General features: G+C 41.0%; 22 protein-coding genes and 2 rRNA genes. 22 read left to right on the top strand and 2 right to left on the bottom strand.

Annotation, left to right across the window (positions count from 1 at the left end):
- From FTV43_RS03400 to hisC, 9 genes are all read left to right on the top strand, one after another.
- Positions 1 to 109: ribosomal RNA gene (locus tag FTV43_RS03400) — 23S ribosomal RNA — on the top strand; the annotation flags it as partial.
- 223 nt (positions 110 to 332) lie between these two features.
- Positions 333 to 447, top strand: a 5S ribosomal RNA gene (rrf, locus tag FTV43_RS03395).
- Positions 448 to 665: 218 nt separating this feature from the next.
- Positions 666 to 2,120, top strand: a complete 1,455-nt coding sequence (locus tag FTV43_RS03390; RefSeq protein ID WP_179994866.1) for an RNA polymerase factor sigma-54 — start codon at positions 666 to 668, stop codon at positions 2,118 to 2,120.
- Positions 2,121 to 2,287: 167 nt separating this feature from the next.
- Positions 2,288 to 2,620 (top strand): ribosome-associated translation inhibitor RaiA, encoded by a 333-nt coding sequence (raiA, locus tag FTV43_RS03385; protein ID WP_004975196.1) that lies wholly within the window; start codon positions 2,288 to 2,290, stop codon positions 2,618 to 2,620.
- Between the two features lie 138 nt (positions 2,621 to 2,758).
- Positions 2,759 to 3,010 carry a BolA family iron metabolism protein IbaG gene (gene ibaG / locus FTV43_RS03380; RefSeq protein WP_004975198.1) on the top strand — a complete coding sequence of 84 codons (252 nt, stop codon included), beginning with the start codon at positions 2,759 to 2,761 and terminating at the stop codon, positions 3,008 to 3,010.
- 7 nt (positions 3,011 to 3,017) lie between these two features.
- Positions 3,018 to 4,274, top strand: coding sequence for a UDP-N-acetylglucosamine 1-carboxyvinyltransferase (gene murA, locus FTV43_RS03375; RefSeq protein WP_179994865.1), 1,257 nt, complete (start codon positions 3,018 to 3,020; stop codon positions 4,272 to 4,274).
- On the top strand, positions 4,274 to 4,978 hold the full coding sequence (gene hisG, locus FTV43_RS03370; RefSeq protein ID WP_167846233.1) for an ATP phosphoribosyltransferase: 705 nt from the start codon (positions 4,274 to 4,276) through the stop codon (positions 4,976 to 4,978). Before murA ends, hisG begins: the two co-directional genes overlap by 1 nt.
- A gap of 185 nt (positions 4,979 to 5,163) precedes the next feature.
- Positions 5,164 to 6,468, top strand: coding sequence for a histidinol dehydrogenase (gene hisD / locus FTV43_RS03365; protein WP_179994864.1), 1,305 nt, complete (start codon positions 5,164 to 5,166; stop codon positions 6,466 to 6,468).
- Between the two features lie 181 nt (positions 6,469 to 6,649).
- Entirely contained in the window at positions 6,650 to 7,741 is a 1,092-nt protein-coding gene (hisC, locus tag FTV43_RS03360) for a histidinol-phosphate transaminase (RefSeq protein ID WP_179994863.1), read from the top strand.
- Positions 7,742 to 7,819: 78 nt separating this feature from the next.
- Here hisC and pabB read toward each other — a convergent pair whose 3' ends face one another.
- Complete coding sequence (gene pabB / locus FTV43_RS03355; RefSeq protein ID WP_179994862.1) at positions 7,820 to 9,160, bottom strand: aminodeoxychorismate synthase component I; 1,341 nt, start codon at positions 9,158 to 9,160, stop codon at positions 7,820 to 7,822.
- Between the two features lie 255 nt (positions 9,161 to 9,415).
- Here pabB and FTV43_RS03350 point away from each other — a divergent pair, with 255 nt between their 5' ends.
- From FTV43_RS03350 to FTV43_RS03325, 6 genes are all read left to right on the top strand, one after another.
- Positions 9,416 to 10,501, top strand: a complete 1,086-nt coding sequence (locus FTV43_RS03350; protein ID WP_179994861.1) for a DUF6160 family protein — start codon at positions 9,416 to 9,418, stop codon at positions 10,499 to 10,501.
- A gap of 193 nt (positions 10,502 to 10,694) precedes the next feature.
- On the top strand, positions 10,695 to 11,528 hold the full coding sequence (locus FTV43_RS03345; protein ID WP_179994860.1) for a C39 family peptidase: 834 nt from the start codon (positions 10,695 to 10,697) through the stop codon (positions 11,526 to 11,528).
- 46 nt (positions 11,529 to 11,574) lie between these two features.
- Positions 11,575 to 12,717 carry a hypothetical protein gene (locus FTV43_RS03340; protein ID WP_179994859.1) on the top strand — a complete coding sequence of 381 codons (1,143 nt, stop codon included), beginning with the start codon at positions 11,575 to 11,577 and terminating at the stop codon, positions 12,715 to 12,717.
- A 12-nt stretch (positions 12,718 to 12,729) separates the two neighbouring features.
- Positions 12,730 to 14,394: an OmpP1/FadL family transporter gene (locus FTV43_RS03335; protein WP_004975217.1), complete on the top strand. Its 1,665-nt coding sequence runs from the start codon at positions 12,730 to 12,732 to the stop codon at positions 14,392 to 14,394.
- Positions 14,388 to 15,710, top strand: coding sequence for a putative pilus assembly protein FilE (filE, locus tag FTV43_RS03330; protein ID WP_179994858.1), 1,323 nt, complete (start codon positions 14,388 to 14,390; stop codon positions 15,708 to 15,710). Before FTV43_RS03335 ends, filE begins: the two co-directional genes overlap by 7 nt.
- 20 nt (positions 15,711 to 15,730) lie before the next feature.
- Positions 15,731 to 17,641 (top strand): flagellar protein FilF, encoded by a 1,911-nt coding sequence (locus tag FTV43_RS03325; protein WP_179994857.1) that lies wholly within the window; start codon positions 15,731 to 15,733, stop codon positions 17,639 to 17,641.
- 101 nt (positions 17,642 to 17,742) lie between these two features.
- On the opposite strand, the gene FTV43_RS03320 is transcribed toward FTV43_RS03325, so the two are convergent.
- Complete coding sequence (locus FTV43_RS03320) at positions 17,743 to 18,291, bottom strand: NUDIX hydrolase (protein WP_026438436.1); 549 nt, start codon at positions 18,289 to 18,291, stop codon at positions 17,743 to 17,745.
- 123 nt (positions 18,292 to 18,414) lie between these two features.
- Between FTV43_RS03320 and FTV43_RS03315 the strand changes: the two genes are divergently transcribed.
- From FTV43_RS03315 to fghA, 7 genes are all read left to right on the top strand, one after another.
- Entirely contained in the window at positions 18,415 to 19,011 is a 597-nt protein-coding gene (locus FTV43_RS03315) for a CoA pyrophosphatase (protein ID WP_179994856.1), read from the top strand.
- Positions 19,012 to 19,042: 31 nt separating this feature from the next.
- Positions 19,043 to 19,573 carry a gamma carbonic anhydrase family protein gene (locus FTV43_RS03310; protein ID WP_179989107.1) on the top strand — a complete coding sequence of 177 codons (531 nt, stop codon included), beginning with the start codon at positions 19,043 to 19,045 and terminating at the stop codon, positions 19,571 to 19,573.
- Positions 19,574 to 19,733: 160 nt separating this feature from the next.
- The gene (gene tsaB, locus FTV43_RS03305; RefSeq protein WP_096902124.1) at positions 19,734 to 20,399 is read left to right on the top strand and encodes a tRNA (adenosine(37)-N6)-threonylcarbamoyltransferase complex dimerization subunit type 1 TsaB; all 666 of its coding nucleotides are present in this window, start codon (positions 19,734 to 19,736) and stop codon (positions 20,397 to 20,399) included.
- A 12-nt stretch (positions 20,400 to 20,411) separates the two neighbouring features.
- Entirely contained in the window at positions 20,412 to 21,236 is an 825-nt protein-coding gene (locus FTV43_RS03300) for an undecaprenyl-diphosphate phosphatase (RefSeq protein WP_136143576.1), read from the top strand.
- Positions 21,230 to 22,051 carry a class I SAM-dependent methyltransferase gene (locus FTV43_RS03295; RefSeq protein WP_179994855.1) on the top strand — a complete coding sequence of 274 codons (822 nt, stop codon included), beginning with the start codon at positions 21,230 to 21,232 and terminating at the stop codon, positions 22,049 to 22,051. Before FTV43_RS03300 ends, FTV43_RS03295 begins: the two co-directional genes overlap by 7 nt.
- Positions 22,052 to 22,197: 146 nt before the next feature.
- Positions 22,198 to 23,607, top strand: a complete 1,410-nt coding sequence (locus FTV43_RS03290; RefSeq protein WP_179994854.1) for a C13 family peptidase — start codon at positions 22,198 to 22,200, stop codon at positions 23,605 to 23,607.
- A gap of 18 nt (positions 23,608 to 23,625) precedes the next feature.
- A complete protein-coding gene (fghA, locus tag FTV43_RS03285; protein ID WP_179994853.1) occupies positions 23,626 to 24,465 on the top strand; it encodes an S-formylglutathione hydrolase in 840 nt (279 codons plus the stop codon).
- Positions 24,466 to 24,632 lie beyond the last annotated feature (167 nt).

Below are 24,632 nucleotides of genomic sequence, written 5' to 3'. Positions count from 1 at the left end.
TTTATGCCTCCTAAAGAGCCGTTGAAGACTACGACGTTGATAGGTTGGATGTGGAAGCATAGCGATATGTGAAGCTGACCAATACTAATTGCTCGTGAGGCTTGACTATACAACACCCAAACAGTTGTTGTATCACAAGCATCAATCGATTCATAAAAGATCACTTGAAACTGATCAGATCAAATATCTTGATTCAGCCCTTGTTGAACATGAAATTTCAGATACAATAGCCAACCTGTTAATAACTCATTTGGAACCAAGTAAGGCATTACAAGCAAAAGCATCGAGCTTAAGCAATGTAACTAAGACCCGAACAAGTCCATAACAGTTGTGCTGGCGACAATAGCAAGAGTGAACCACCTGATCCCTTCCCGAACTCAGAAGTGAAACCTCTTCGCGCTGATGGTAGTGTGGGGTTACCCATGTGAGAGTAAGTCATCGCCAGCTCATTATTCAAAGTCCCCCTTCTCAATGAGATGGGGGACTTTTTTTTATGGATAAAATAAAATGTTAAGAATAAAGACTACTAAAATATCCGTATTAAAAAATATTTATGATTTTAAATAAATCTATGTTATATCTTATAAAACGGCATAAAAATTGCTTATTATAACTTATTGGATTAAGTTATTGAAAAATCAATTATTTTAAAAGAGTGGTAAGATATGAAGTTATCGGTTGGACTTAAAGTTGCAAACTCCTTGTCACTGACACCGCAGTTACAACAAGCCATTCGTTTGCTTCAACTTTCAAGCTTGGAGTTAGAACAAGAAGTTCAAATTCAATTGGATAGTAATCCTTTATTAGAAAAAGTAGAAGAGCAAAGCAGTATTGAAAGCTTATCAACACTCGAAGACCAAGAGCGAGATCAGAAAGATTTAACAAAAGAACTAAATGCAGATCATTTGCCAAATGATTTGCCGGTAGATACGGATTGGGATGATGTGTATAGCCACTTACCGACCAGTTTAGGGGCGGCAGAATATGAAGAGCGAGAGGATAATCGTCAAGGCCACTTAGGGCTAAAAGAACACATGCATACGCAAATTAATTTGTTGCATTTTTCGCAAGTTGAACAGTTAATTGCATATTGTATTGTCGATGCTTTGGATGACAATGGTTTTTTGGATTGTGAAGTATCGGAAATTACTACATCGGTGCAGCATCTATTGGCATCTATGGACTACGAAGATGAAGTGGAAGATGACGAAGTTCTAGTGGTGCTGAAACATATCCAGCGTTTAGATCCAATTGGGATTGGTTCACGGAATTTGGCTGAGTGTTTATCTATTCAACTTGAAAGTTTGGCTATAGATGTGCCATACCGTCAGGAAGCGCTACAGTTAATGCAGCATTATGAGCTTTTAATCTCGAATGATTTGCCGAAACTACTGAAGCAAACAGGTTTGAACGCTACGCAGTTACAACATGCCGTGGCATTGTTGAAAACATTACAAGCACATCCTGGTACTGCATTTGAAGATCAGGATTCGGACTACCAAATTCCAGATGTGGTAGTTAGTAAAAAACAGGATCATTGGCATGTGCAACTCAATCCAGATGTTGTGCCTAAGCTTAGAATTAATTCCTTTTATGCCAATATGATTAAACGTGCAGATCAAAGCGAAGACAATCAATATTTGCGCAATCAAATGTTGGATGCAAAAAACTTTATTAAAAGTGTCGATGAGCGGCACAAAACTTTATTAAAAGTGGCGACCTGTATTGTGCAGCATCAACGCGATTTTCTAGAAATTGGTGCTGAAGGAATGAAACCTTTGATTTTGCGTGATGTAGCCGATGAGGTGGAGTTGCATGAATCTACAGTTTCACGGGTGACCACCAATAAATATATGTTAACTCCACGTGGTTTGTTTGAATTGAAATATTTCTTTTCAAGTCATGTTGGAACCAGTTCAGGCGGAGAAGCATCCTCAACTGCGATTCGCGCCAAGATTAAAAAATTAATTGCCGATGAAAATCCACGTAAACCTTTGTCAGATAACACCATTGCGAACCTCCTTAAGGAAGAAGGAATTGATGTCGCACGTAGAACGGTTGCGAAATATCGTGAGTCATTAAATATTCCGTCATCTTCTGAGCGAAAAGTCTTGATCTAATTTTTAAAATCGGTCTATTCTAAGGATTCATTATGACCAAATAATGAATCTTTTTTTGAAGGAATAGTTAGACATGATTTAAAGTGACCTCAGCAGTGTTCTGTTATTTGACAATCAATCATGTGAACTATGCCTTCCTAATTCTAATGAAGGTGAGGGATAGAATTATGCAAATAACAATTCGTGGACATCACTTAGCTATAACCCCTGCAATTGAAGAAAATATTCGACTTAAATTTGCACAAATGACCAAACATCTCGATCAGGTCAATAGTATGCAGGTGAAATTAAGCAAAGATCATCAAATCGATAAACATTCTAAAAAAGGCAGCGCCAATCATATTGCAGAAGCGATTATCCGTTTACCTGGAACGGAGCTTTTTGCGCAGGCCAGTGCAGATGATATGTACACTTCAATTAAGATGATGACAGAAAAATTAAAACGTCAGTTAGAGAAACATCGGAAGATGCAGCTGGATTATCAGCCTTTAGCCATCTAGTCAAAATATGATTTAAAAAGAGGTTTTGGATAAACCTCTTTTTTTATTGCGATAATGTATAGGATTAATGAATTATTTTTTCTATTTATAGTAAAATAACAGGTTTTTACACCGTTGGTCCTATAAGAGGTCTTTGTGATGAATAGTGAACAGCTCACTGAAATTTTAAAAGCTGCTTTTCCAGAGGCTGAAGTTGCTGTAAGTGGGCAAGGCGGCAAATTTGATCTTCGTATTGTAGATAATCAGTTTGAAGGTAAGCGTCCTGTTGCTCGTCAACAAGCAGTGTATGCACCATTGAATAGCTATATTGCCAGCGGTGAAGTTCATGCGGTCACAATTCGTGCAATGACACAAGAAGAATGGCGTAAAGCAAGCTTATTTGGAGCTTAATAATTTAATGGATAAATTTTTAATACAGGGCGGTAATAAGCTCGAAGGTGAAGTGCGCATTTCTGGTGCAAAAAATGCAGCCTTGCCACTTCTTGCTGCAATGATTCTTGCAGAAACACCAATAACATTGAAAAATGTTCCAAATCTAAAAGATGTAAATACCTTGGTGAAGTTGATCGCAGGCTTGGGTATTAAAATGTCTTATGAGGGCGATACTGTCATTGCGGATACCTCAACATTGGACAACCAATTTGCACCTTATGAATTGGTAAAAACCATGCGTGCTTCTATTTTGGTGCTTGGCCCATTGGTCGCGCGCTATGGTAGTGCAAAAGTATCTTTGCCAGGTGGTTGTGCAATTGGTTCACGTCCTGTCGATCAACATCTTAAAGCACTCGAAGCGTTAGGCGCAGAAATTGAAGTCGAAAATGGTTATGTAAATGCCAAAGTCAAAGGTCGCCTTAAAGGTGGCGAAGTGGTCTTTGATATGGTCACTGTTGGCGGTACAGAAAACATTCTCATGGCTGCGGTATTGGCAGATGGTGTTACTACCATTCGTAATGCTGCGCGTGAACCTGAAATTACTGACCTTGCGCAAATGCTCATTAAAATGGGTGCTAAAATTGAAGGTTTAGACACCGATACTTTAGTGGTTACAGGTGTTGAACACTTGCATGGTTGTGAGTATTCAGTGGTTGCCGACCGTATCGAAACGGGTTCTTATTTGGCAGCAGCTGCAATTACAGGCGGTAAAATCAGAACCACGCATACCGATCCTGCCTTGCTAGAATCTGTGTTAGATAAGTTTGAAGAAATGGGTGCTGAAGTCACACGTGGCGATGACTGGATTGAACTGGATATGATGGGCAAGCGCCCTAAAGCCGTGAGCTTCAGAACCTTACCACATCCTGAATTTCCAACAGACATGCAAGCACAGTTAATGGCAGTGAATGCGATTGGACGCGGTTTTGCTACCATTTCGGAAACTATTTTTGAAAACCGTTTTATGCATGTCCCTGAGTTGTCACGTATGGGTGCCAATATTCAGGTAGAAGGCAATGATGCGGTGGTGACAGGCGTAGAAAAACTTTCTGCTGCACCTGTTATGGCAACTGATTTACGTGCCTCATTCTCGTTGGTGTTAGCAGCATTGGCGGCAGAAGGCGAAACATTGATTGACCGTATTTATCATATTGATCGCGGTTATGAAAATGTAGAACAAAAGTTACAAGGTTTAGGCGCCCAAATTAAGCGAGTAAATTGATGAATGACATGAGAAACGATGATCCAAATTTTGACGTCATGGGCAATTTTGATCATGGTTTAACTTTGGCATTAAGTAAGGGGCGAATTTTAAAAGAAACTTTGCCTTTATTGGAAACTGCGGGAATTAATTTACTGGAAGATCCAGATAAATCACGTAAGTTGATTTTTCCAACCACACATAAACAAGTGCGTATTTTAATTTTACGTGCTTCTGATGTACCAACTTATGTTGAAAATGGTGCAGCAGATATTGGGGTTGCGGGTAAAGACGTGCTGATGGAGCATGGCGCTCAAAATGTATATGAGCCGCTGGATCTGAAAATTGCCAATTGTAAATTGATGACTGCGGGCAAAGTTGGTATGCAGCGTCCCAAAGGTCGTTTAAAAATTGCCACTAAATATGTGAATTTGACTCGTCAATACTATGCCAGCTTAGGCGAGCAGGTTGATGTCATTAAACTCTATGGCTCAATGGAATTAGCACCATTGGTCGGTTTGGGTGATTACATAGTCGATGTGGTTGATACAGGTAATACTTTACGTGCCAACGGTTTAGAGCCGCTAGAAGAAATCTGTAAAGTATCTTCACGTTTAATTGTCAATAAAGCCAGTTTTAAGCGCAAGCAAGATTTGCTCAATCCAATTTTGGCACAACTTGAAAAAGCAGTGGTAGAACGCGAGTTGGCAAAACAATCTGCTTAACTTTGCATCCATCATCCTGCTTTCTCAAAAAACCGTCATTTAATGACGGTTTTTTATGTCCACCCATGATTCTGTTCTTGAATGATTTTGAACGTGAATTTCCATCAAAACATACTGCTTTCGCCATGTATAGATTCCCACAAAGCCCTAGAAACAAGGTAAACTAAACTTTTCTATCAAACCTTGTGGGTAAATTGATGCGACGTTTATCGACTCAAGATCAAAGCTTTAAACAAGCCTTTGCAGACTTGTTGGCTTTTGAAACTGTCAGTGATCCTGAACTTTTAAAAACTGTAGATCAAATCATTGCTGATGTGCGTCAGCATGGCGATGCTCAGGTTCTTAAACTCACTCAACAGTTCGATCGACATCCAGCGCATCAGTTTTCAGAACTTGAGTTAAGTCAGGAACAGCTCAAAGCTGCTTTTGATGGTCTGACTACAGAAGTCCGTGAAGCTTTGGAGTTGGCTGCGACACGTATTCGTGAATTTCACCAAGCGCAAAAACAAGACGGCTGGACTTATGTAGATGCCTTGGGCAATACGCTTGGACAAAAAGTGACTCCTTTGGATCGTGTAGGTATTTATGTACCGGGTGGTTTAGCATCTTATCCATCTTCTGTGCTCATGAATGCCGTGCCTGCGCATGTTGCTGGTGTACCTGAAATTATTATGGTGGTACCTGCACCGAATGGTGAACTCAATCCATTGGTTTTGGCGGCTGCATATTTAGCAGGGGTGACTCGTGTATTTACCATTGGCGGAGCGCAAGCTGTTGCTGCATTGGCTTATGGTACAGAAACCATCCCATCGGTAGATAAAATTACGGGGCCAGGTAACCGCTTTGTGGCGGCTGCAAAACGTGCTGTATTTGGTCAGGTTGGCATTGATATGATTGCTGGGCCATCCGAAATTTTGGTTTATGCCGAAGGTGAAAATAATCCTGAATGGTTGGCGATGGATTTACTTTCCCAAGCCGAGCACGACACGGTTGCACAATCTATCTTTATTACACCAGATGCGCAATTGCTGAATCAGGTTGAACAAGCGATTGAACAGCACTTGGCGAATTTGCCTAAAGCTGAAATTGCCCGCACTTCTATTGCAAATCGTGGTGCATTGATCTTAGTCAAAGATCGTCAAGAGGCGATTGAATTGATCAACCAAGTTGCGCCCGAACACTTGGAGTTGTGTATGGATGATCCACAAGTGATGGCTGAGGAAATCCGTCACGCAGGTGCAATCTTTATGGGGCGTTATACCCCTGAAGCGATTGGTGATTATTGTGCAGGGCCGAATCACGTTTTACCAACCTCGGGTACAGCACGTTTTTCATCACCTCTTGGCGTGTATGATTTCCAAAAACGCTCAAGCTTGATTATGTGCTCGGTAGATGGGGTGAAATCTTTGGCGCGTACTGCTGATATTCTGGCGCAACAGGAAAACTTGGATGCGCATGCGAGATCAGCGCGTTATCGTTATCAACCATAAATAAAAAGCCAACCTCCCCCTAACCCTCACTTGCGCTTCATTTTAAAGCAGTACTTTAAAACTTGCTCAGGAGAGGGAACTTACATTGAAAGAATTAGTTGTCCGCTAAAGCAATATGTAGGTTATAGGAGATTCCTCTCCCTTTGGGAGAGGTTAGGAGAGGGGAAATAAGAGAATAAAGATGTCAAATATCACCACAGAACAAATGCGATTTTGGAGCCCTGAAGTACGTGAGCTTGAGCCGTATGTACCGGGTGAGCAACCCAAAATCCAAAATTTATTAAAACTGAATACCAATGAAAATCCGTACCCGCCCTCACCTAAAGTGGTGGAAACGGTGCAACGGGTTTTAGAAAACTCTGCAGATGTGCTGCGTTTATATCCAGACCCAGATGCAAGCGAGCTAAAGCAAGCTATTGCCAAACAGCAACATGTGGCTGTTGAAAATGTCTTTGTGGGCAATGGTTCCGACGAAGTTCTTGCGCATATTTTTAAAGCATTTTTTGTTCAAGAGTTGCCGCTACTTTACCCTGACATCACCTACAGTTTTTATCCTGTTTACAGTCAGTTCTTTGGGGTAAAAACCAAAGTACTACCGCTAAATGATGATTTTGAAATTGTAGTCGCCGATTATAAGCAAGCCAATGGCGGCATTATTATTACCAATCCGAATGCACCAACCAGTATTGCTTTAGGTTTATCTGCCATAGAAGAGGTTTTGCAAGCCAATCCAAATTCTGTGGTGGTTATTGATGAAGCCTATGTCGATTTTGGTGCAGAATCTGCAGTGAAATTAGTGGAAAAGTACGACAATTTAGTCGTCTGTCAAACGACTTCTAAATCACGTTCTTTGGCGGGTTTACGTGTTGGATTTGCCATTGCACAGCCACATTTAATTGCCGCATTGGAAGCCGTAAAAAATAGTTTTAACTCTTATCCAATGGATCGTTTTGCGATAGCCGCTGCCGTAGCATCCTTTGAAGATCAGGCTTATTTTGAGGCGCAATGCCAAAAAGTAATTGCTAGCCGTGAGGCATTGGTTGCAGATTTAACAACGCTGGGTTTTAAGATATTGCCATCAAGTGCCAACTTTATTTTCGCATCACATCCTGAACATGATGCAGGTGAATTGGCTACAGCATTGCGTGAACGTGGCATTATTGTGCGTTATTTTAATAAGCCAAGAATCAACCAATATCTACGTATTACCATAGGTACAGACCAACAAAATCAGCGCTTGGTCGACACCTTAAAACAAGATATTTTGGCTTAATTGCTTACATTATAAAAAGTGAGTGGATCAAATCATCCACTCGCTTTTTTGTTGATTCAGTTTTTTAATTGAGTTGTATTATTTGGTAGGTGTATACCATGTGTTGAGTAAGTTGAGCATTGCCGAAACTTTATCAAAACATTCCTGATATTCTGCATCACAATCTGAAGCGATGGTAATTCCACCACCCGCCCATAATGAAACATCCTGCTGATACTTTTGAATGGAACGAATGAGGATATTCCAAGAACCTGTACCATCGGCATCAAAATACCCCATTGACCCACAATATGCGCCACGAGGTGCACCTTCTAGTTCATCTATAATTTGCATGGCCCGAATTTTAGGGGCGCCTGTAATTGAGCCACCGGGCAAAGCTGACATTAGCACATCAAAAGGATTCATCTCGGCTTTTAGTGTTGCGGTCACTTCACTGACCATGTGATGCACTTGATTAAAAGATTCAATATCAAATAATTTAGGTGTTTTTACACTACCAGTTTCGGCATAAACACTTAAATCATTACGTAATAAATCCACAATCATGACATTTTCAGCCTGATCTTTTTGGGACGTTTGTAATTGAAGTTTAGATTGCTGATCTAAAAGCGGATCATCATAGCGTGGTGTGGTGCCTTTAATGGGCTTGGTGGTAATTTTACGATCTGCTTCAAATTCAATAAATAACTCTGGTGAGCAGCTTAGAATTTCAAAATCACCAATACGTAAATAACCTGCATAAGGTGCATTGGTCAGTTGCCAAAACTGCGCTGCAGTTGCTAAAAGTGGACCTTGAGCCTTAGCGCTAAACTCTTGCGTAAGATTAATTTGATAACAATCTCCTGCGACTATATAGTCTTGAACACGCTGAAAGGCACGTTGGTAATCTGTGAAATTCCAGCGTGCTTGACACTTTTGGCTTAATTGGAACTGTTCAACAACGGCAGATTGGCTGTATAAATTTAAAATAAAATCATAAGCTTGTATTGCATTGTCATCTGAACTATAAAAATACCAGCCATTTGGTTCTTGCTGTAAATAGCTTTTAAATTGACCTAAAAAAACACTTGGTTGGGCGCGGGATTGCATATTGATGTGTTGCTGTGCTGCAGCATCATAAGAAATAAAACCCATTACACTGCAAAATGGGGCAGTGTTTGTATCATTTGAAGTGCCTAGATGAGCTGTTAAATCTAATTGAGTTGGACTTAATTCATATTGATCCAATGCCGTTTTTTGAAAGTAAAAATGTTGATGGTTTTGCTGCACACAATAGCGTTCAGCCAAAAAAGCAATACGTGCCTTTCCATTATTTTGCAAATAAATACAATGTGAAAGTGCTGCCAAAGCTTGCAAAATTCTTGCAGCCTTATATTCAGGTTCACAGAATAATTTTTTAAAATGAGTAGGATAGGACATAAAGCGTAAACAGCTGAGAGATTTTAAAAGGCTATTTTACATGATTGCAGCAGATAAAAAGCAAATAACCGTTTGTCGGTAAGATGTGGATTGCGACCAACAGCAGTTGAACAAAAAATAACTCAGATATACCTTTGTATGTGCAAACCGGCTACTCAAGGAATGTGTGTCAGTGTTGTCCTCATCAAATAAAAACACAATCACTGGCACTGAGTGGTAAAACCAAAAAAATAATACTCTCGGGAGAGTAACAAGATGAAAAAATTTACTAAACTTGCTTTGGTATCATCAATCGCGTTAACGACAAATGCAATGGCAATGCAGGCAATGGACGATACTGCATTAAGCGCAACTACTGGTCAAGATGGTTTAAGCATCGGGATTGGTATTTCTAAAATCGAAATCGAAAAACTTTTAATCCATGATAATGATGGTTTGGCTCCTAAAGGTAAAGCTGGTGAAGCTGGTTTTGGTGGTACTGGAGCAGATGGTGCTGGTGCTATTGTTATTAAGGGTAATGGCCTGTCAGTTTTAGATAAAAATGGTGTAGAAACAAATGTAGTAAAAGATCGAGGTGTAGTGATTGGCGCAAACTATGATAATGGTGGTGCTTATTTATTAGACTCTCGTAACTTAGCAGATTTGGTTATTGATACAGATGCGGGTACGGGCACAAATGGTGCATTTATTAATGTAGCAGCTCAAGTATCTGGTTTAGATATCAAGATTGGTGAAATTGGCGTATCTGCATCGAATGATATGCCAGCCGCAGATGCAACCAGTATTCGTCGTGGTCACAGTGATACTAACTACAATGCAATTTTATCAGGCTTGGAGATCAAAACTGGTAAAATGGATGCCAATATTCAACTAGGTGCGGCACCTCAAGGCGCAATGGTTAAGCTAAGCACTACAATGGTGGGTGGTTTAGAAATTAAGAATTTAGGTATTTTGGATAATTCCACTAAAGGAAAAGCAGTTGGTAGTGTAGATGTTAGTGGTACAGCAACAGCTGTGTCAACAAAGGAAGCGGGTGAAATCTTTATTGAAAGCATTAAAATCACGGATGCAAATAGCCGCAACTTGAAATTAGACCAAAATATTCAAGTGTTTAATGATGCTTATGTTGGCGGCGGTGCAACCCTTGGTAAAGCAGCGCATATTCGTATTGTAAGTAATGACACTGGTTCGGCAAAAGACCAATATATCAAAGGTATTCATTTAGGTAGTCGTAATGCTGCGTCTATTGGTGATATGGAAGTTCAAGGTCTTCAAACCTACTATAGTACTTCTCAGGGTAGCTATACTAAAGGTGCTGTTATCACCATCTCTGGTCACTAATTTAAACACCGAAAAAGCGCGTGAATTCACGCGCTTTTTTTTACAAATAAACTGATGAGTTCGCAAAAAAATATAGAAAGCTCTTTTTTTTTTCTATAAAACGAGTATCTTTCTAAATACAAGGAAGTAGAGTGAAAACTCTAAAAATAAAAATATTAGGCAGGTATTGCCGAGAACTAAAAAGTAAAAATATATGTTAGAGATCGCTTTGGGCTCGGCATTGATCTATTACGCTGCCACACAAGCCTTTGATTTAAAAGAACAGCATCCTGAAACTGTGCGTTACACAGAAACTTTGGATTCTAGAAATAATTCCTTTACCCGTATGCATAGAGAACCTGTGCAAATTAAACCTGCTTTAGAAGATCAATTCCGCGGAATTGTGCGTCAAGCCTATGACTACAGTTGTGGTTCTGCAGCTTTAACAACCTTACTGAATGGTTATGTTGGAACACAATTAAACGAACAACAGACCATGAGTGGTTTACTGCGTTATGGAGAGTACGAACGAATTATTGAACGTCGTAGTTTTTCACTATTGGATATGAAGCGCTTTGTCGCAGCTTTAGGCTTTGAAAGTGGCGGATATCGCGGGGAATTTTCAGATTTAGTGAAACAAGGACAGCCTGCAATTGTGCCGATTTCTTATGCAGGTTTTAAACATTTTGTGGTGTACAAGGCATATAAAAATGGACGTGTCTACGTGGCAGACCCTGCATTAGGCAATATTAGTTTTGATGAAGAACGCTTTAAAGAAGTCTGGGAAAATAACACCTTATTTCTAATTAATGTCGCACCGCAAAATCGTCAAACTATGTTGGCATTACATGAAAAAGATTTACGTCATGTTGAGGATGCTACTGTGAATCGCTATGCCTTTGTCGATATTCAATATCCACAATTTGCCATGGAAAAAATTGCAGATAAAGCATCGACTATACGTTTAGAGCGTAATGTAAATAAAGATTCTGAAAATTATGGACAGTATGAGCATCGCTATTTAAGACTCTACTACAAAAACAAATAATACATTGTTCACAACATACAAAAATAAAAAATGGAAGGGGTAAATCATGGAACGTAAATGGATGAATAAAACCTTATTGGCGCTTAGTATCCAAATGGTAATTGGGGTAGCGTATGCTGCAGAAGAGCCACAGCTAGGGGAATATGAAACAACAGCTGAACAACAGGCTGAAGTATCAGAAGCAACAACTGAAGTTTCCGCCACAACAGCTGAAACAAACAGTACTGAGGCGGTAGTGACTTCAACAAATGGGCAGCAAGCCGCTTCTACTGCATTGCAGCAACAAGAGGGTGATGCAACCAAAGAGGCCAACTTAGAAGAAGTCTTTACCTCAAATGAACGTCAATATTCATTGATGAAACAAGGTGAAATTTCATCTTACTACGACATTGATTATACCTATTATCGTGATACCCAACTTGATCTTGAAATGGCACAAGGTCAATTATATCAATTACGTGTACAAGAAAATGCTTCTCATGCTTTAACCAATACCTTTACAGCACAGTATGGCTTGCGTGACAATTTGACCTTGTCGGCATCTTTACCTTTAGTGGCAAAAACAGATTTATTAAAAGATACTACAGCTGCAGGTTTAGGGGATATTTCATTAGGCGCACGTTGGGAACCGTTCCCACTTAAAGCAGGTCGTTTGCCTTTAATTTTATTTGCCAACCTTTCGACCAAGACTGGTGATAGCCCGTATGAAATTAACCCCGTCAAAGATTTGGCTACAGGGAAAGGTTATTACTCGGTCGGTTTTGGTGCAAGTACGCGTAAATATATTGACCCTGTTGTATTGTTTGCTTCTGCTTCAGCCAACTATGGTTTTAAAGAAAGCGGTCTCAATCAAATTCGCGGTAGACGTATAATTGAAGAATTTGAGCCAGGGATTAGTGGTGGTTTTGCTTTTGGTTTTGCTTATTCGTTTAACTACGATGTGTCGATGACCATGTCTTATCAGCAGAGCTTCAATACTGGTTCTGAGTTTTTTTATGAAGGAGGTGAAAGCTATTCGCCTGCAGACCAAACCAGTGCGACTTTAGCTGTTTCATTAGGCGTGCGCGTTTCGCCTGAAACCATTGTGAATGGTACGGTAGGAATCGGTCTGACCGAAGACGCGCCAGACGTATCACTTGGTTTGTCATTCCCACTGGATATTCTCGGTTTCGGTAAAAAAATTCGCTAAGAGGCTAGTCGCATGAAAATGATACGACTTCGCCCGTTAGTGACTGCAATTATACTGTCGGGCTGTTCAGGGGCTGCTTTTGCGCAGCTTGGACAAAACTTATCTGTCGATATTCGTTCTTTGACTATGGGGAATGCGGTCACTGCAGATCCTCCTGGTATTAGTGCGATTCACTTTAACCCTGCTGCACTGACCAAGATTGAAGGTTTGCAAACAGATGTGCAAGGGGTGTTGGCACATTTTGATGTACAGCGTGAGCTTTCTGTTCCAGCAGGTTATGACGTATTTGGTTATTCTGATGACCCTGTGGTGTGTAACGATGGGCCAGAAATTTTGGCCGATTTTTGTACCGATTTTAAAGGTACAGTACAAGCCGATGTCGAATATCCAACGTTGTATGTCCCGATTCTGAAAAAATTTGTCGATTTAGGTAAGGGTATGCCACTGGCAGCGCCAACCAACGGTATTGCCTATAATCCACCTGGTTCCAAAGTAACCTTTGCCACCGCATTATATGCACCGCTGATTGCAGGCTTTGGTGCCGAAAATGGTAACCCTGGTAACTTTATGGGACAACAGGTTGCCTTAGAACGTATCACCTATCTTTCTCCATCTATTGCCTATCAAGTCAATGATGAATTGTCAGTCGGTGCGTCAATTGGGATGTCTTACCAAGCTATCGCCATGAATACCGATTTGCGCTTCCCGAATGAACTAATCGGGATGTTGCGTATGGTGGATGAGGTCGTCTGTACCCCATTTAAAGAAAATTCAGACATCATTACCGATATTTTGTTGCTCGGGATTTGTAATGCCGAAGAAGGTATGAATCCATTTTCGCGTTTTGGGCAAATGCAATTGGCGGTTGAGCAAAGTTTAAGCCCGAGTTATAACTTGGGTATTTTGTGGGAACCGACAGAAGATTTTAGCTTTGGTATGGTGTATCAGAGTGCAGCTAAAATGCGCTTGAAGGGCAAATATCATATTGATAACTCGAAAGCACCGCGTGAGTTAATTAATGGTTTGATGTCTTCACCAACAGGGCAGATTTTAGCGGCAATTTTAGGTTTCCCAAGTTATATTCCAGCCAGTGAGTCTGGTTTGGTTTCTATGGATTTTGAATATCCTGCGCACTTTCAAGCGGGGATAAAATATAAAGTCATGCCTGATTTACAAGTCAATTTTGATGTGGGTTGGACTGACTATAAAGCATGGGATAAATTCAAATTCGAGTTTGACCGTCAAATCTCGGCATTAAAAATTGCAAAATTGCTTTCGGAGCATGTGTCTGATGACAGTTTAGCTTTGCCATTAGAGTTTAAGTCACCGTGGAACTGGGGTGTTGGCATCGAATATTCAGCCACAGACCGTTTAAAACTGCGTGCGGGTTATGAACCACGTGGTAGTGCGATTCCTGACAATAAACGTAACACCATGGTACCAATTAATAATGCACGTTTATTCGGTCTGGGTGTGGGATATCGTTTTGATGCAGATACAGACCTTGATTTATCCATCGGCTTTTTACAAAGTAAGGATAAAATTCCAGCCAATACCAGTAGCTTAGCCAATAAGGAAGGTGTGAATAACCTGCTGTTAAACCCTTATGCGGGTTTGAATGTGAAAACGGATACAAAAATTACAATTCTTGGATTGAGTTATAGAACACGATGGTAAGTTCAGTACGGAAAATAAAACGGACTTTATTTTCAAAGTCGATACTCACACTGATTTTCAGTATGGGATCGGTGTGTTACGCGAATCAGTTTTACACCATTATTGGACCAGATGGTCGTCCAATTGTGGTGCAGCGTAATGCTGCAGAAAAAAAGCAAACGATACAGGCGTTGGAAACCGCACAAAAACAAAAGAAAGAGCAGCAAAAACCAGCTCAAACCGCTGTTCAAGCTGTTCCTGCACAACAAGTGATACCAGCCACCTCACTACAACTTAAAAGTGCATCGGAAAATGCTGCTCAAAAGACTCTCAAAGAGCAAATACAAGAAACTGCACCAAGCTCTAAAGTTGTTGTTCAGCAAGCAAGAACGATGCAACAGCAGCAAAAAGTACTCGTAACTCAAGATGTTGAGCAATCCAAGCCATCTTTAATTGCAGAGAAAACTGACATAGCCTCAAGCACACAGAAGCTTGTAAAAGCATCTAGCGTAGATGTTGAGAAAACCAAGCCAAAAATATCGAGTGTAATCGGCTTGGAAGAAAATTCTGCATCACCTCTTTCTCAGTCTGCAATTGTGGTTGAGGCGAAAGCTGAAACTGACGCGACATCATCAGGTTTTATGGAGATGGCGGGAGAACAGTATGTTAAAAGTGAGTATTTGGAAGATCAGGAGTTTAATTTAGAAGGAAAAAAACGCTTTTATAGTATGCCAGAAGGCATAATTGACACAAAAAATGGCGGTGGTGCTCGTATGCAAGTGGTCGAACGTGAACGTGGTGTAAGCCGTTCCGTTCTCAATAAATTATTTAAAAAGCAATCGGTTGCTGAGCCTCACGCTATTGTTTTGGCTGCAGACTATTATCGTGTTAATCAAGCTGAAGCAATTGAGGGTTTGGGGCAGCAATGTTTTGCTGAAAGCAAAAAAAATAAAGCTAAAACCTTAAAAGCACAACAAGATTTAAATTTGTGGCCTAGAGCTCCCTTAACCGAAAAATTTGATTATGAATTGGTGAAGTTAGAAGGCAATATTCAAAATATTCAAATCAACTCTTATGCTACGAAGCAAAATCAACCGACCTTTTATTGGCCGTTTGTGGTTTTTCTGGATCAAAAAGGCTGTGTGATTGAAGGTGCAGGTGGTTTTAGAAATCAGGATACTGCAGGCAATGTCTTACAACACGAGGTGATAGAGGGCATGCTGCAACTTCCAAAAAATAGCCACTATGTATTATTAACGCCATTGGCTTCTGCAGTGGATATGGAACATCGCGCGCTCAGTAACCAAGGGCAATTAAAACTCATTGCGATACGCTAACAACAATAAGAGAATTCAGGATGAAAACAAGACATATTTTACCTTTTGCAACGACAGCATTGATGGCGGCATTGAGTGGCTGTGGTGGAGAAAGTGCCAATATTAATCCAGAGCCTAATGCTGTGGCGTATATCAACGGGAGTTGTGCCAGTACAGAAAAAAACTGCGTGGAATTTGCATTGGATTATCCTGTGGATGGTTTGAATTTTACCTGTAGCAGTGATACCAGTAAAACCTACATCACCATGATTGAGCCGAAAAGTAATGCGGCAACAGGTAAATGTAGTGAAGGAGATAAAGTCCACTTCTTTATTCAGGAAAAGACCAATCAATATATTGATTTAGGCACAGTATCATTGTCTGATATTGGAATGGTCAGTACTGCAGGCGCGGGTTATCCACGTTTAAGTGTGTTAGATATGGCACGTGGATTAACAGGACGCCAAGCAACGAGTTTAAGTAGTAGTGACGAAACTATACAGGTCGCGACTGCAATTGTACGTGTTTTACAGGCTTTATCTCTTGAAAATAAAAATTTTGTCGCAGGCGATATTCAGCCTTTAACGATTACGACACTAAAAAAAGAACAATTGGCAAATGTTGCTGAGTCCGTTGAGCTTGGTGACTATCGTTCAGGGGCTTATGCCAGTATTTTACGCCCGTGGGTAGATGTGTCACAGGTATCTCAAGATGATGCTTATCAAGCATTAAACACCTTGGTTTACATGAATAACTCGGCATCTTATCAAGCTAACTATCCAATTTTAGCCAAAGAAGATTCACAATTACCACAGGGTTTATATGGCTGTAATTTGGCAGATTGTAAATCTACGGTCGCAGATTTGAAACACCTCATTGGGCAGTATCAACTGATTACAGACCGTTCAGGGTATACCTTCGGTTATGGTATGCAGTGGAAAGGTGCGGTGTCTGCGAACACGACTAACCCAATTTTAACGGTGAGTGGTGAATTGATTCGTAAAGTGCGTCCTGAGCGTATGGTTGCAGCAGCACAAACCACATGGGTCAACCCATTGAATAAACGTATTCAGGAGCCATTCCATTTTAGTGTGAATGACAATACGGCTGATGATTTTAAAATTACCCAAGGTAAGGTGTTTAATGATTATTTAATTGCGGGCACGGAAGGTTTTTATAAATTATTGACCAAATCTACAACAGCGAATCCTGCAGATTATGGTCAATGGCAACAAACCATAGGTACCGATCAGTTCGAAGGTTCTTTTGATGCCTATAAATTCTTTTCTGTGAACTTTTTGGATAATCGCGTTTTTAAAACCCAGAAAAATGTACCTTTAGACAGTCGCTATATTTTCCCAATTTATGCAACCTTGACCTTTAATTTTGATGGCGGAACGACTACAGATAGCATCAAATTAGGTGTTGTTTTAGATGAGGATGGCAATATTCGTACAGATATAGCACCAAATGCCACAGAAACCGATATGTCTGGTCAGTGTGCAGCAATTCGTCAGTCTGGTGCTGAATATGTTGATACAAATGGTGTGCAGCAATACCGTATAGGTGTGTTAGGTGCAACCGATATCGACAATAAAGCAGTTACTTTGCGTATGATTTTGGCCAATCCAATATTTCATAAACTTGATGGCGCAGTCATTGGTTTGAATACCAAAATTGAAGCGGTTGAAGGTGGAAATGGTCAAGTGGTGGGCGGTGCACGTGCCAATATTGGCAATTTAGTTGCAGCCAACTCTACACGTATTACATTGTCTGATTTCAATGGCTCAACAGTGAAGTGGAGCAATATTTATCATGCGCAACTTGCAACTTACGTGGCTCAAAACCCAGCTTTAGCAACTGATGCAGATAAAGCTTTGGTGAAAGCCCAAGGTGGAGCTGTAAGTCTAGATGTTGCCGAATGTTATAACCCAGATAAAGTGCGTATTTAGCATTAATTTCCTATGATATAGAGATGAAAATAGCTCACTACTCAGTGGGCTATTTATTATTCAGATTTTAGCTTGATTCAAATGAACATCATGTGGGGTTTTTAACCCGTATGATCGGTACGTGAACCTAAGGTTTCTAAGTGGGTCGTGAAATGGTTGTTTTTTCGATCTGCAAAGTAGTGTTGTAAAGTACGTTCTACACTTGGGAAAGCCAATTCAGACCACGGAATTTCATCTTCACTAAACAAGCGTGATTCGATGGTTTCTTCACCTGCACCAAATTGACCATTCAACAATTGAGCTTTGAACAGCACATAAATTTGCCCAATCCGTGGAATGTTATACATGCAATAAAGTTGTTCGATTTCAATTTCCGCTTCGGCTTCTTCGCGGGTTTCACGGGCAGAACCTTGCTCCATGGTTTCAAACATTTCCATATAGCCTGCGGGTAAAGTCCACAAACCATAGCGTGGTTCAATTGCACGACGACACAACAATACTTTATTTTCCCAAACGACCAATGCACCACAAATGACTTTTGGATTGACATAGTGAATATTGCCACATGCGCTACACACTTGACGTAATTGCTGATCGCCAAGCGGAATTTTCGTTGTTGTTTTTTGTCCACAATTTCCACAAAAGTTCATAGTGATCGTCATTGTTGAAGGGAGTTCTCAGAATAACTGAAAATTTCAACTTTGGCATCCTCTCTATCTATTGCCCACCTATTTCAGCTATGATGAAAACTTAGACAAGGAGAATTATAAGGCATGATTGATCATTCGCTCACGCATCTATTACAGCAACGTTTGCGCTTTTCTAAAACGTTCATGGAAGCGCATGCAGCGGTATTGATTGCCATTACCGACGAGTCTGATCCAAAGGTATTGCTAACCCGCCGTTCTACCTTACTCAATAATCACGCGGGTGAGGTGTCTTTCCCTGGTGGCAAACGCGATCCGCAAGATACCAGTAATATTGTGGTGGCATTGCGTGAAGCGCAGGAAGAAACTGCATTAAATCCATTTGAAGTGCAGTTGATTGGTGACTTGCCAATGCAAAAAGCCCGTAATGGAATGTTAGTCAAACCTGTGGTGGGGCTGATTCCCCCAAAAGTAGAACTAATTGCACAACCTTCAGAAATTGATCGGATCTTTTTTGTTTCTTTACAGCATTTGATGGAAGCGCCACCAACGCCGTATGAAGTGAGCTTTGCACAACAAAAATTATATTTTCCGAGCATGCAGGTTGAAGATGAAGTGGTTTGGGGTTTAACAGCGCGGATGTTGGTGTCTTTATTTGAATATGGTTTGGATTATCGTAAAGAATGGCCGTTTTTGTTAAATTCACCAACATTTAAGAAATAGAAAAATTTTGATGTGAGGATAGGAAGGAACCATGTTGTATAAATTTAAAGGATATGCGCCTAAAGCCATGCAGCAACCGTGGGATGGTTGGGTGGCGGATAATGCCACGGTCATTGGTCAGGTTGAGTTGGGGCAGAAAGTCAGTATTTGGTTTGGGGCTGTGATACGTGCCGATAACAGTAAAATCAAATTGGGTAATTTTAGCAATGTTCAGGAAAATGCTGTTTTGCACACCGATGCAGGCATTGAAATGCAGATTGGTGATTATGTGACTATTGGACATCAGGCGATGTTACATGGTTGTACCGTGGGCGATAACAGTCTGATTGGCATTAATGCAGTGGTACTGAATCATGCGGTGATTGGTAAAAACTGTATTATTGGTGCCAATGCTTTAATTCCTGAAGGGAAAGTGATTCCCGATAATTCTGTGGTGATGGGTTCTCCCGGTAAAGTGGTTAAGACTTTGGATGAGTCTGCAGAAGCACGTTTAAAAATGAGTGCGCTGCACTATGCTGAACATTTTCAGCATTTTGTAAACCTAGAGCCTGCAACACTCTAAAATAGAATTTGCATCGTTTAGTCAAACGCATTTTTTAGCTGTAATTACATAGAATTTTATACTCAGGAATTGCAATCTAAGGCATGTAAATCCTCGCGTGAATTTCAGGAGTGGAGTATCATAACGCCAATTTTTGATATTTACTCCTTGAAGGTTGTGCATGAAATTGCTGGCATTGGAAACTGCCAATGAGCAGTGTTCCGTTTCGATTGTAGATGAAACACAGGAACTCTTTTTTCAATTAGATGCGCGAGCAAAAGCACAAACGCAAACCATCTTACCGATGATTGAGCAAGGCTTTGCTGAAACTCAAATTAGTACGGCTGATCTGACTGCAATTGCCTTTAGCCGTGGCCCGGGTTCTTTTAGCGGTGTGCGAATTAATGCGGCAGTCACGCAAGCTTTGGCGTGGGCGCATGATGTGCCTGTAATTCCTGTATCGACTTTGCAGGCATTGGCGCAGGCGGCTTATCGTCTTGAAGGATTAACTGCGGTTACGGCTGTGTTGGATGCACGCATGAATGAAGTGTATATCGCCAGTTTTGAGCTAGATGCACAAGGAATCATGCAGGCGGTTGATCAGGAACAATTATTGAATTATAGCGATGCTGCACAGACGGTACGCTTTCAATTGGTCGGTTCTGGTGCAGGTCTCATTGATCAAGAACAAATACAATACAAAGGCTTAAGTGCAACCGCACAAGATATTGCTACTATTGCACGCGTCTGTGCACAGCAACAGCAATGGGTCAGCGCAGAACAAGCATTGCCTGTTTATTTACGTGACAATGCTTGGAAAAAAATTCCAGAACAAGGCAAGGCATAATTAGGGTTATTTATGGATCTTTTACTGCTGCTCAAAGCGGCAATTATGGGTATTGTAGAAGGGATTACTGAATTTCTACCCATTTCTAGCACAGGACATTTGATTCTCGCTGCAGAGCTGATGGACTTTTGGACCAAAGAAAAAAGTGATGTATTTGTGATTGCCATTCAAATGGGGGCAATTGCAGCGGTCATTTATGAGTACTGGACACGTCTATGGGGCGCAGCTACGGGCATGTTTACAGGCGAAGAAAAAGGTCGTCGCTTGGGCTTTGGTCTGATCATGGCATCTATTCCAATTATTCTGATTGGATTGACCTTTGGGCAGACTGTAAAAGAATTACTCTTTAATGATGTTGCCGTGGCGATTGGTTTGATTATTGGCGGTTTTATTATTATGTGGATTGAAAAACATCCACCACAAGTACGTGCCCATGAGGTTGAAGAACTAACTTATCGAGATGCGATTTGGATTGGTCTAATTCAGGTATTGTCGCTGATTCCGGGGACTTCGCGTTCAGGTGCAACTATTATTGGCGCGATGTTCTTGGGTGTATCGCGTAAAGCAGCAACCGAGTTTTCCTTCTTTTTGGGGATTCCTGTCATTATTGGCGCAGGATTACTCGACTTGTACCAAAGCTATGATGTATTCCAAACCACCGAAGATTGGACCGTGCTCAGCTTCGGGATCATCGTTTCTTTTGTTTCTGCACTTTTGCTGATCCGTGCATTGGTGGCTTATGTGGCGAAACGTGATTTTATGATTTTTGCTTGGTATCGTATTGCTTCAGGTTTAATCATTTTATTGTTCGCATTCACAGGCTGGAAACTATGGTAAGCGAACTTCGCTTATACACCGAAGCCGAGTGGCTCACTCAAGCACAGCATTATTCTGCTGTGCTTTTGTCTAGAGGCGTGCAAACGTGCATTGAAACAGTAGAAAAACTCAATGCGCGTTTTTTGCGTTTGAACCCTGAATTGGCATTGTGTGTAGATGCTGAAGGGTTGTGGTTGTGTGCCAATGGCATGAAAATGCAACCCGATTGGAAAGCTGAAGTTGGGCGATTGAAACGTGCCTCTTTAAAATCGGAAATGATTGCTCGCGCCTGTAATTTGTCGGAAAAACCAAGTTTGATTGATGCTACGGCAGGGCTAGGACACGACAGCTTACTCATGGCTCACTTGGGTGCTCAGGTCACGTTGTTGGAGCGTCATCCTATTCTTTTTACTTTGTTGGAAGATGCTAAACGCCAAGCCGCAAATGATCCTTTTTTAGCAAGTGTTGTTGCCCGTATCCAGTTGGTTTTTACAGATTCAGCAGATTATTTACGCAACTGCGCAGCGCAGGGCAAAGTGGTTGATGTGGTGTATTTAGACCCGATGTTTCCGCAGCGAGATCAACATCAACAGGCGCAGAAAAAGCAGGCACAAGTCAAAAAACAAATGCAGTTATTACATTTGCTGTTACCTGAAGATGGTGAAATGGATTTGGGTGATCATTTATTGGGTTTGGCACAGCAAATTGCCAAACGTGTTGTGGTGAAGCGTCCACGTTTAGCAGTGTTTTTGGCGGGACAGGAAACCACACATCAATGGCAGGGTGATGCTTGCCGATTTGATGCCTATTTCCAAGCAAATTTGAACAACAGGTAGATTTCTACCACTAAAGCAGTGGCAAGGCGTTCAATGCTTCTATAATGCGCAAAGATTTGTTATATAGTTAAAATTGACAATTGATAATTACGACGACAAGCATAAACTTGGAGTGTGGAAACGCGAGCTGCGATTAACAGAATCCTATGATTGACTTCAAACCCTCCATTAATTTTTGGCACGATTTTAAAAGCAACCAAGCCGCGGGTGTTTGGTTATTTTTGGGTTCGCGACGCTCTTTGCAAATTATTCGTCCCTCTATCTTACAACTGATTTTTTGGGGGATTTTAGGTGGCCTTGCCAATACCTTATTCAGTTGGTTGGTCGCAGGAGAAGTGGGCGAATTTAACCCACAGGGTTTGGTCAGTTATGCCTTATGGCCTTTTATTGCTTTAATTGTCGGAATCATTCTTTCTCAGCGTGTCAATAACCCGCGTTTATTGTTAGTACCTGCTTTGTTGTGGTTGGTATTAGATACTCACGTTGCTTTATTGCAAAGCTTGATTCAATACATGGGCATGATGGATGTCTTGCCGTATGTGTTATATGACTATTTACCTACCATTTTTATGGTGCTGTTTGTTTGGCAAAGTTTGGCAGTAGTGTGGGTGTTTTCACGTGAGCTGCATTGGCCGTGGTGGGAACGTGCGCTGATTGTTTTAGCGACCTTATTCACTTTGGTGGTTTGGCAAATGTCAGTGAAAAGTCAGCCCATTTGGAAGGTAGAAGAAGTTCCACCAAGTCTAAGCGAAGCAGCTTTTTATGCACAAAGCCGTGTGCTAAATAAAGCTTTAGACAGTATTCAATATGGGGAATTTGCTCAATCGCATTGGTACTTTTTAGGTATTGCAGGGGCGAGTTATCAAGACGTATTTATGTCTGAAATTGAGCGCATTCGTGAACAGTTTGATACCCGTTTTGGTACTTTTGGGCGTTCGATGGTGTTAATTAATAACCCAATGACCCGCAATGTAATTCCAATTGCTTCGCAAACCAGTATTGAATTAGCGCTGCGCCGTATTGGACAGCGCATGAACCGTGAAAGTGATGTGCTGTTTTTATATATGACCTCACACGGTTTAAAAGATCATTTTGAAATTGAAAATGCACCACTTGACTTAAATCAGGTCGATCCGAAATGGTTACGCGATACTTTGGATAAATCGGGTATTCGTTGGCGTGTGATCGTCATTTCAGCCTGTTATTCAGGTAGCTTTGTATCCGCCTTGCAAGATGATAATACCTTAGTGATTACTGCATCGGCAGCAGATCGTGAGTCGTTTGGTTGTTCAAACGAAGCTGATTATACTTATTTTGGTCGTGCCTTTTTTGATCAGGCTATGCGTGAACAAAACTCTTTTGCTAATGCTTTTAATGAAGCCAAAGTGACTGTGGCGAAATGGGAGCAAGCGCAAGGTTTTGAACCTTCAGAGCCACAATGGGCAATTGGTAAAAATATGGAATTGATGTTGCCACAATTAGAGCAGCGTTTGTTTCCTCAAAAAAGTGTTGCAACATCGGCTGAAATTCAATTGAGTGCACAATCTGTTCAATAAGCCAAAGGGGAGAGGGTGATGGAGTTAATTCAGAACAACCGCTGTTTTGAGGGTGAGCAACGAATTTATCGTTTTCATTCCAATGCTTTACAGACTGAAACTCAGTTTGGCATTTTTTTACCAGAACAAGCTTTGGCGGGGCAGGCTTGTCCTGCGGTATTTTATTTGGCAGGTTTAACCTGTAACGAAGAAACCTTTGCGATTAAAGCACATGCGCAGTACATGGCAGCGCAATTGGGACTAATTTTGATTAGTCCAGATACTTCACCACGTGGCGAAGCTGTTGCCAAAGGCGACCATTGGGATATTGGGCAGGGTGCAGGTTTCTATATCAATGCAACACAAGCACCGTGGGCGGCACATTATCAAATGGAAACGTTTGTAGCCGATGAGCTTTATCAATTGGTATTGCAACAGTTCCCAATTCAGGCACAGCACGTTGGCATCATGGGGCACAGTATGGGCGGTCATGGTGCATTGACCCTCGCGTTGAAATATCATGAAAAATTTAAGTCAGTGTCTGCTTTTGCTCCGATTTGTGCGCCAAGCCAATGCCCGTGGGGTGAAAAAGCGTTTTCGAATTATTTAGGTACAGATCAGCAAGTATGGTTACAGCACGATGCGACTGCTTTAGTGCAGGCCAAAGGTGCATTGTTCAGTGAAATTTTGATTGATCAGGGATTGCAAGACCAATTCTACAGTCAGCTCAATCCTGCATTATTTCAGCAGGCTTGCGATGCGGTTGGGCAAAAACTGAGTTTGCGTGAACATGCAGGCTATGATCATGGCTATTATTTCATTCAAAGCTTTATAGATCAGCATTTACAATTCCATGCGGTGCAATTGCAAACTGACTAAGCAAAGTACTCAATTTTACATATTGATTTTTAAACTTTTCTAGGCAAGTTGTTCACTTTTAATTAGAATGGTGGACACTTGCTTTTTTACCATTTGGAAAGATTGCTCATTTGGGTTTGAGTGTCTAGGTAAAATAACGACTGCACAATAAAATAAATAAGGCATCA

Origin of the sequence: Acinetobacter sp. YH16053 (genome assembly GCF_013417035.1) — a bacterium.
In the GTDB taxonomy this organism is placed as follows: Bacteria; Pseudomonadota; Gammaproteobacteria; order Pseudomonadales; family Moraxellaceae; genus Acinetobacter; species Acinetobacter towneri.
Note: the sequence above shows the minus strand (reverse complement) of the source record. Positions and strands in the feature narration are given on the sequence as shown.

What these genes read in the sequence shown, in the direction of transcription:
- FTV43_RS03390 (WP_179994866.1), top strand. Translation starts at nt 666, where the DNA reads ATGAAGTTATCGGTTGGACTTAAAGTTGCAAACTCCTTGTCACTGACA.
- raiA (WP_004975196.1), top strand. Translation starts at nt 2,288, where the DNA reads ATGCAAATAACAATTCGTGGACATCACTTAGCTATAACCCCTGCAATT.
- ibaG (WP_004975198.1), top strand. Translation starts at nt 2,759, where the DNA reads ATGAATAGTGAACAGCTCACTGAAATTTTAAAAGCTGCTTTTCCAGAG.
- murA (WP_179994865.1), top strand. Translation starts at nt 3,018, where the DNA reads ATGGATAAATTTTTAATACAGGGCGGTAATAAGCTCGAAGGTGAAGTG.
- hisG (WP_167846233.1), top strand. Translation starts at nt 4,274, where the DNA reads ATGAATGACATGAGAAACGATGATCCAAATTTTGACGTCATGGGCAAT.
- hisC (WP_179994863.1), top strand. Translation starts at nt 6,650, where the DNA reads ATGTCAAATATCACCACAGAACAAATGCGATTTTGGAGCCCTGAAGTA.
- pabB (WP_179994862.1), bottom strand. Translation starts at nt 9,160, where the DNA reads ATGTCCTATCCTACTCATTTTAAAAAATTATTCTGTGAACCTGAATAT.
- FTV43_RS03350 (WP_179994861.1), top strand. Translation starts at nt 9,416, where the DNA reads ATGAAAAAATTTACTAAACTTGCTTTGGTATCATCAATCGCGTTAACG.
- FTV43_RS03345 (WP_179994860.1), top strand. Translation starts at nt 10,695, where the DNA reads ATGTTAGAGATCGCTTTGGGCTCGGCATTGATCTATTACGCTGCCACA.
- FTV43_RS03340 (WP_179994859.1), top strand. Translation starts at nt 11,575, where the DNA reads ATGGAACGTAAATGGATGAATAAAACCTTATTGGCGCTTAGTATCCAA.
- FTV43_RS03335 (WP_004975217.1), top strand. Translation starts at nt 12,730, where the DNA reads ATGAAAATGATACGACTTCGCCCGTTAGTGACTGCAATTATACTGTCG.
- filE (WP_179994858.1), top strand. Translation starts at nt 14,388, where the DNA reads ATGGTAAGTTCAGTACGGAAAATAAAACGGACTTTATTTTCAAAGTCG.
- FTV43_RS03325 (WP_179994857.1), top strand. Translation starts at nt 15,731, where the DNA reads ATGAAAACAAGACATATTTTACCTTTTGCAACGACAGCATTGATGGCG.
- FTV43_RS03320 (WP_026438436.1), bottom strand. Translation starts at nt 18,291, where the DNA reads ATGAACTTTTGTGGAAATTGTGGACAAAAAACAACAACGAAAATTCCG.
- FTV43_RS03315 (WP_179994856.1), top strand. Translation starts at nt 18,415, where the DNA reads ATGATTGATCATTCGCTCACGCATCTATTACAGCAACGTTTGCGCTTT.
- FTV43_RS03310 (WP_179989107.1), top strand. Translation starts at nt 19,043, where the DNA reads ATGTTGTATAAATTTAAAGGATATGCGCCTAAAGCCATGCAGCAACCG.
- tsaB (WP_096902124.1), top strand. Translation starts at nt 19,734, where the DNA reads ATGAAATTGCTGGCATTGGAAACTGCCAATGAGCAGTGTTCCGTTTCG.
- FTV43_RS03300 (WP_136143576.1), top strand. Translation starts at nt 20,412, where the DNA reads ATGGATCTTTTACTGCTGCTCAAAGCGGCAATTATGGGTATTGTAGAA.
- FTV43_RS03295 (WP_179994855.1), top strand. Translation starts at nt 21,230, where the DNA reads ATGGTAAGCGAACTTCGCTTATACACCGAAGCCGAGTGGCTCACTCAA.
- FTV43_RS03290 (WP_179994854.1), top strand. Translation starts at nt 22,198, where the DNA reads ATGATTGACTTCAAACCCTCCATTAATTTTTGGCACGATTTTAAAAGC.
- fghA (WP_179994853.1), top strand. Translation starts at nt 23,626, where the DNA reads ATGGAGTTAATTCAGAACAACCGCTGTTTTGAGGGTGAGCAACGAATT.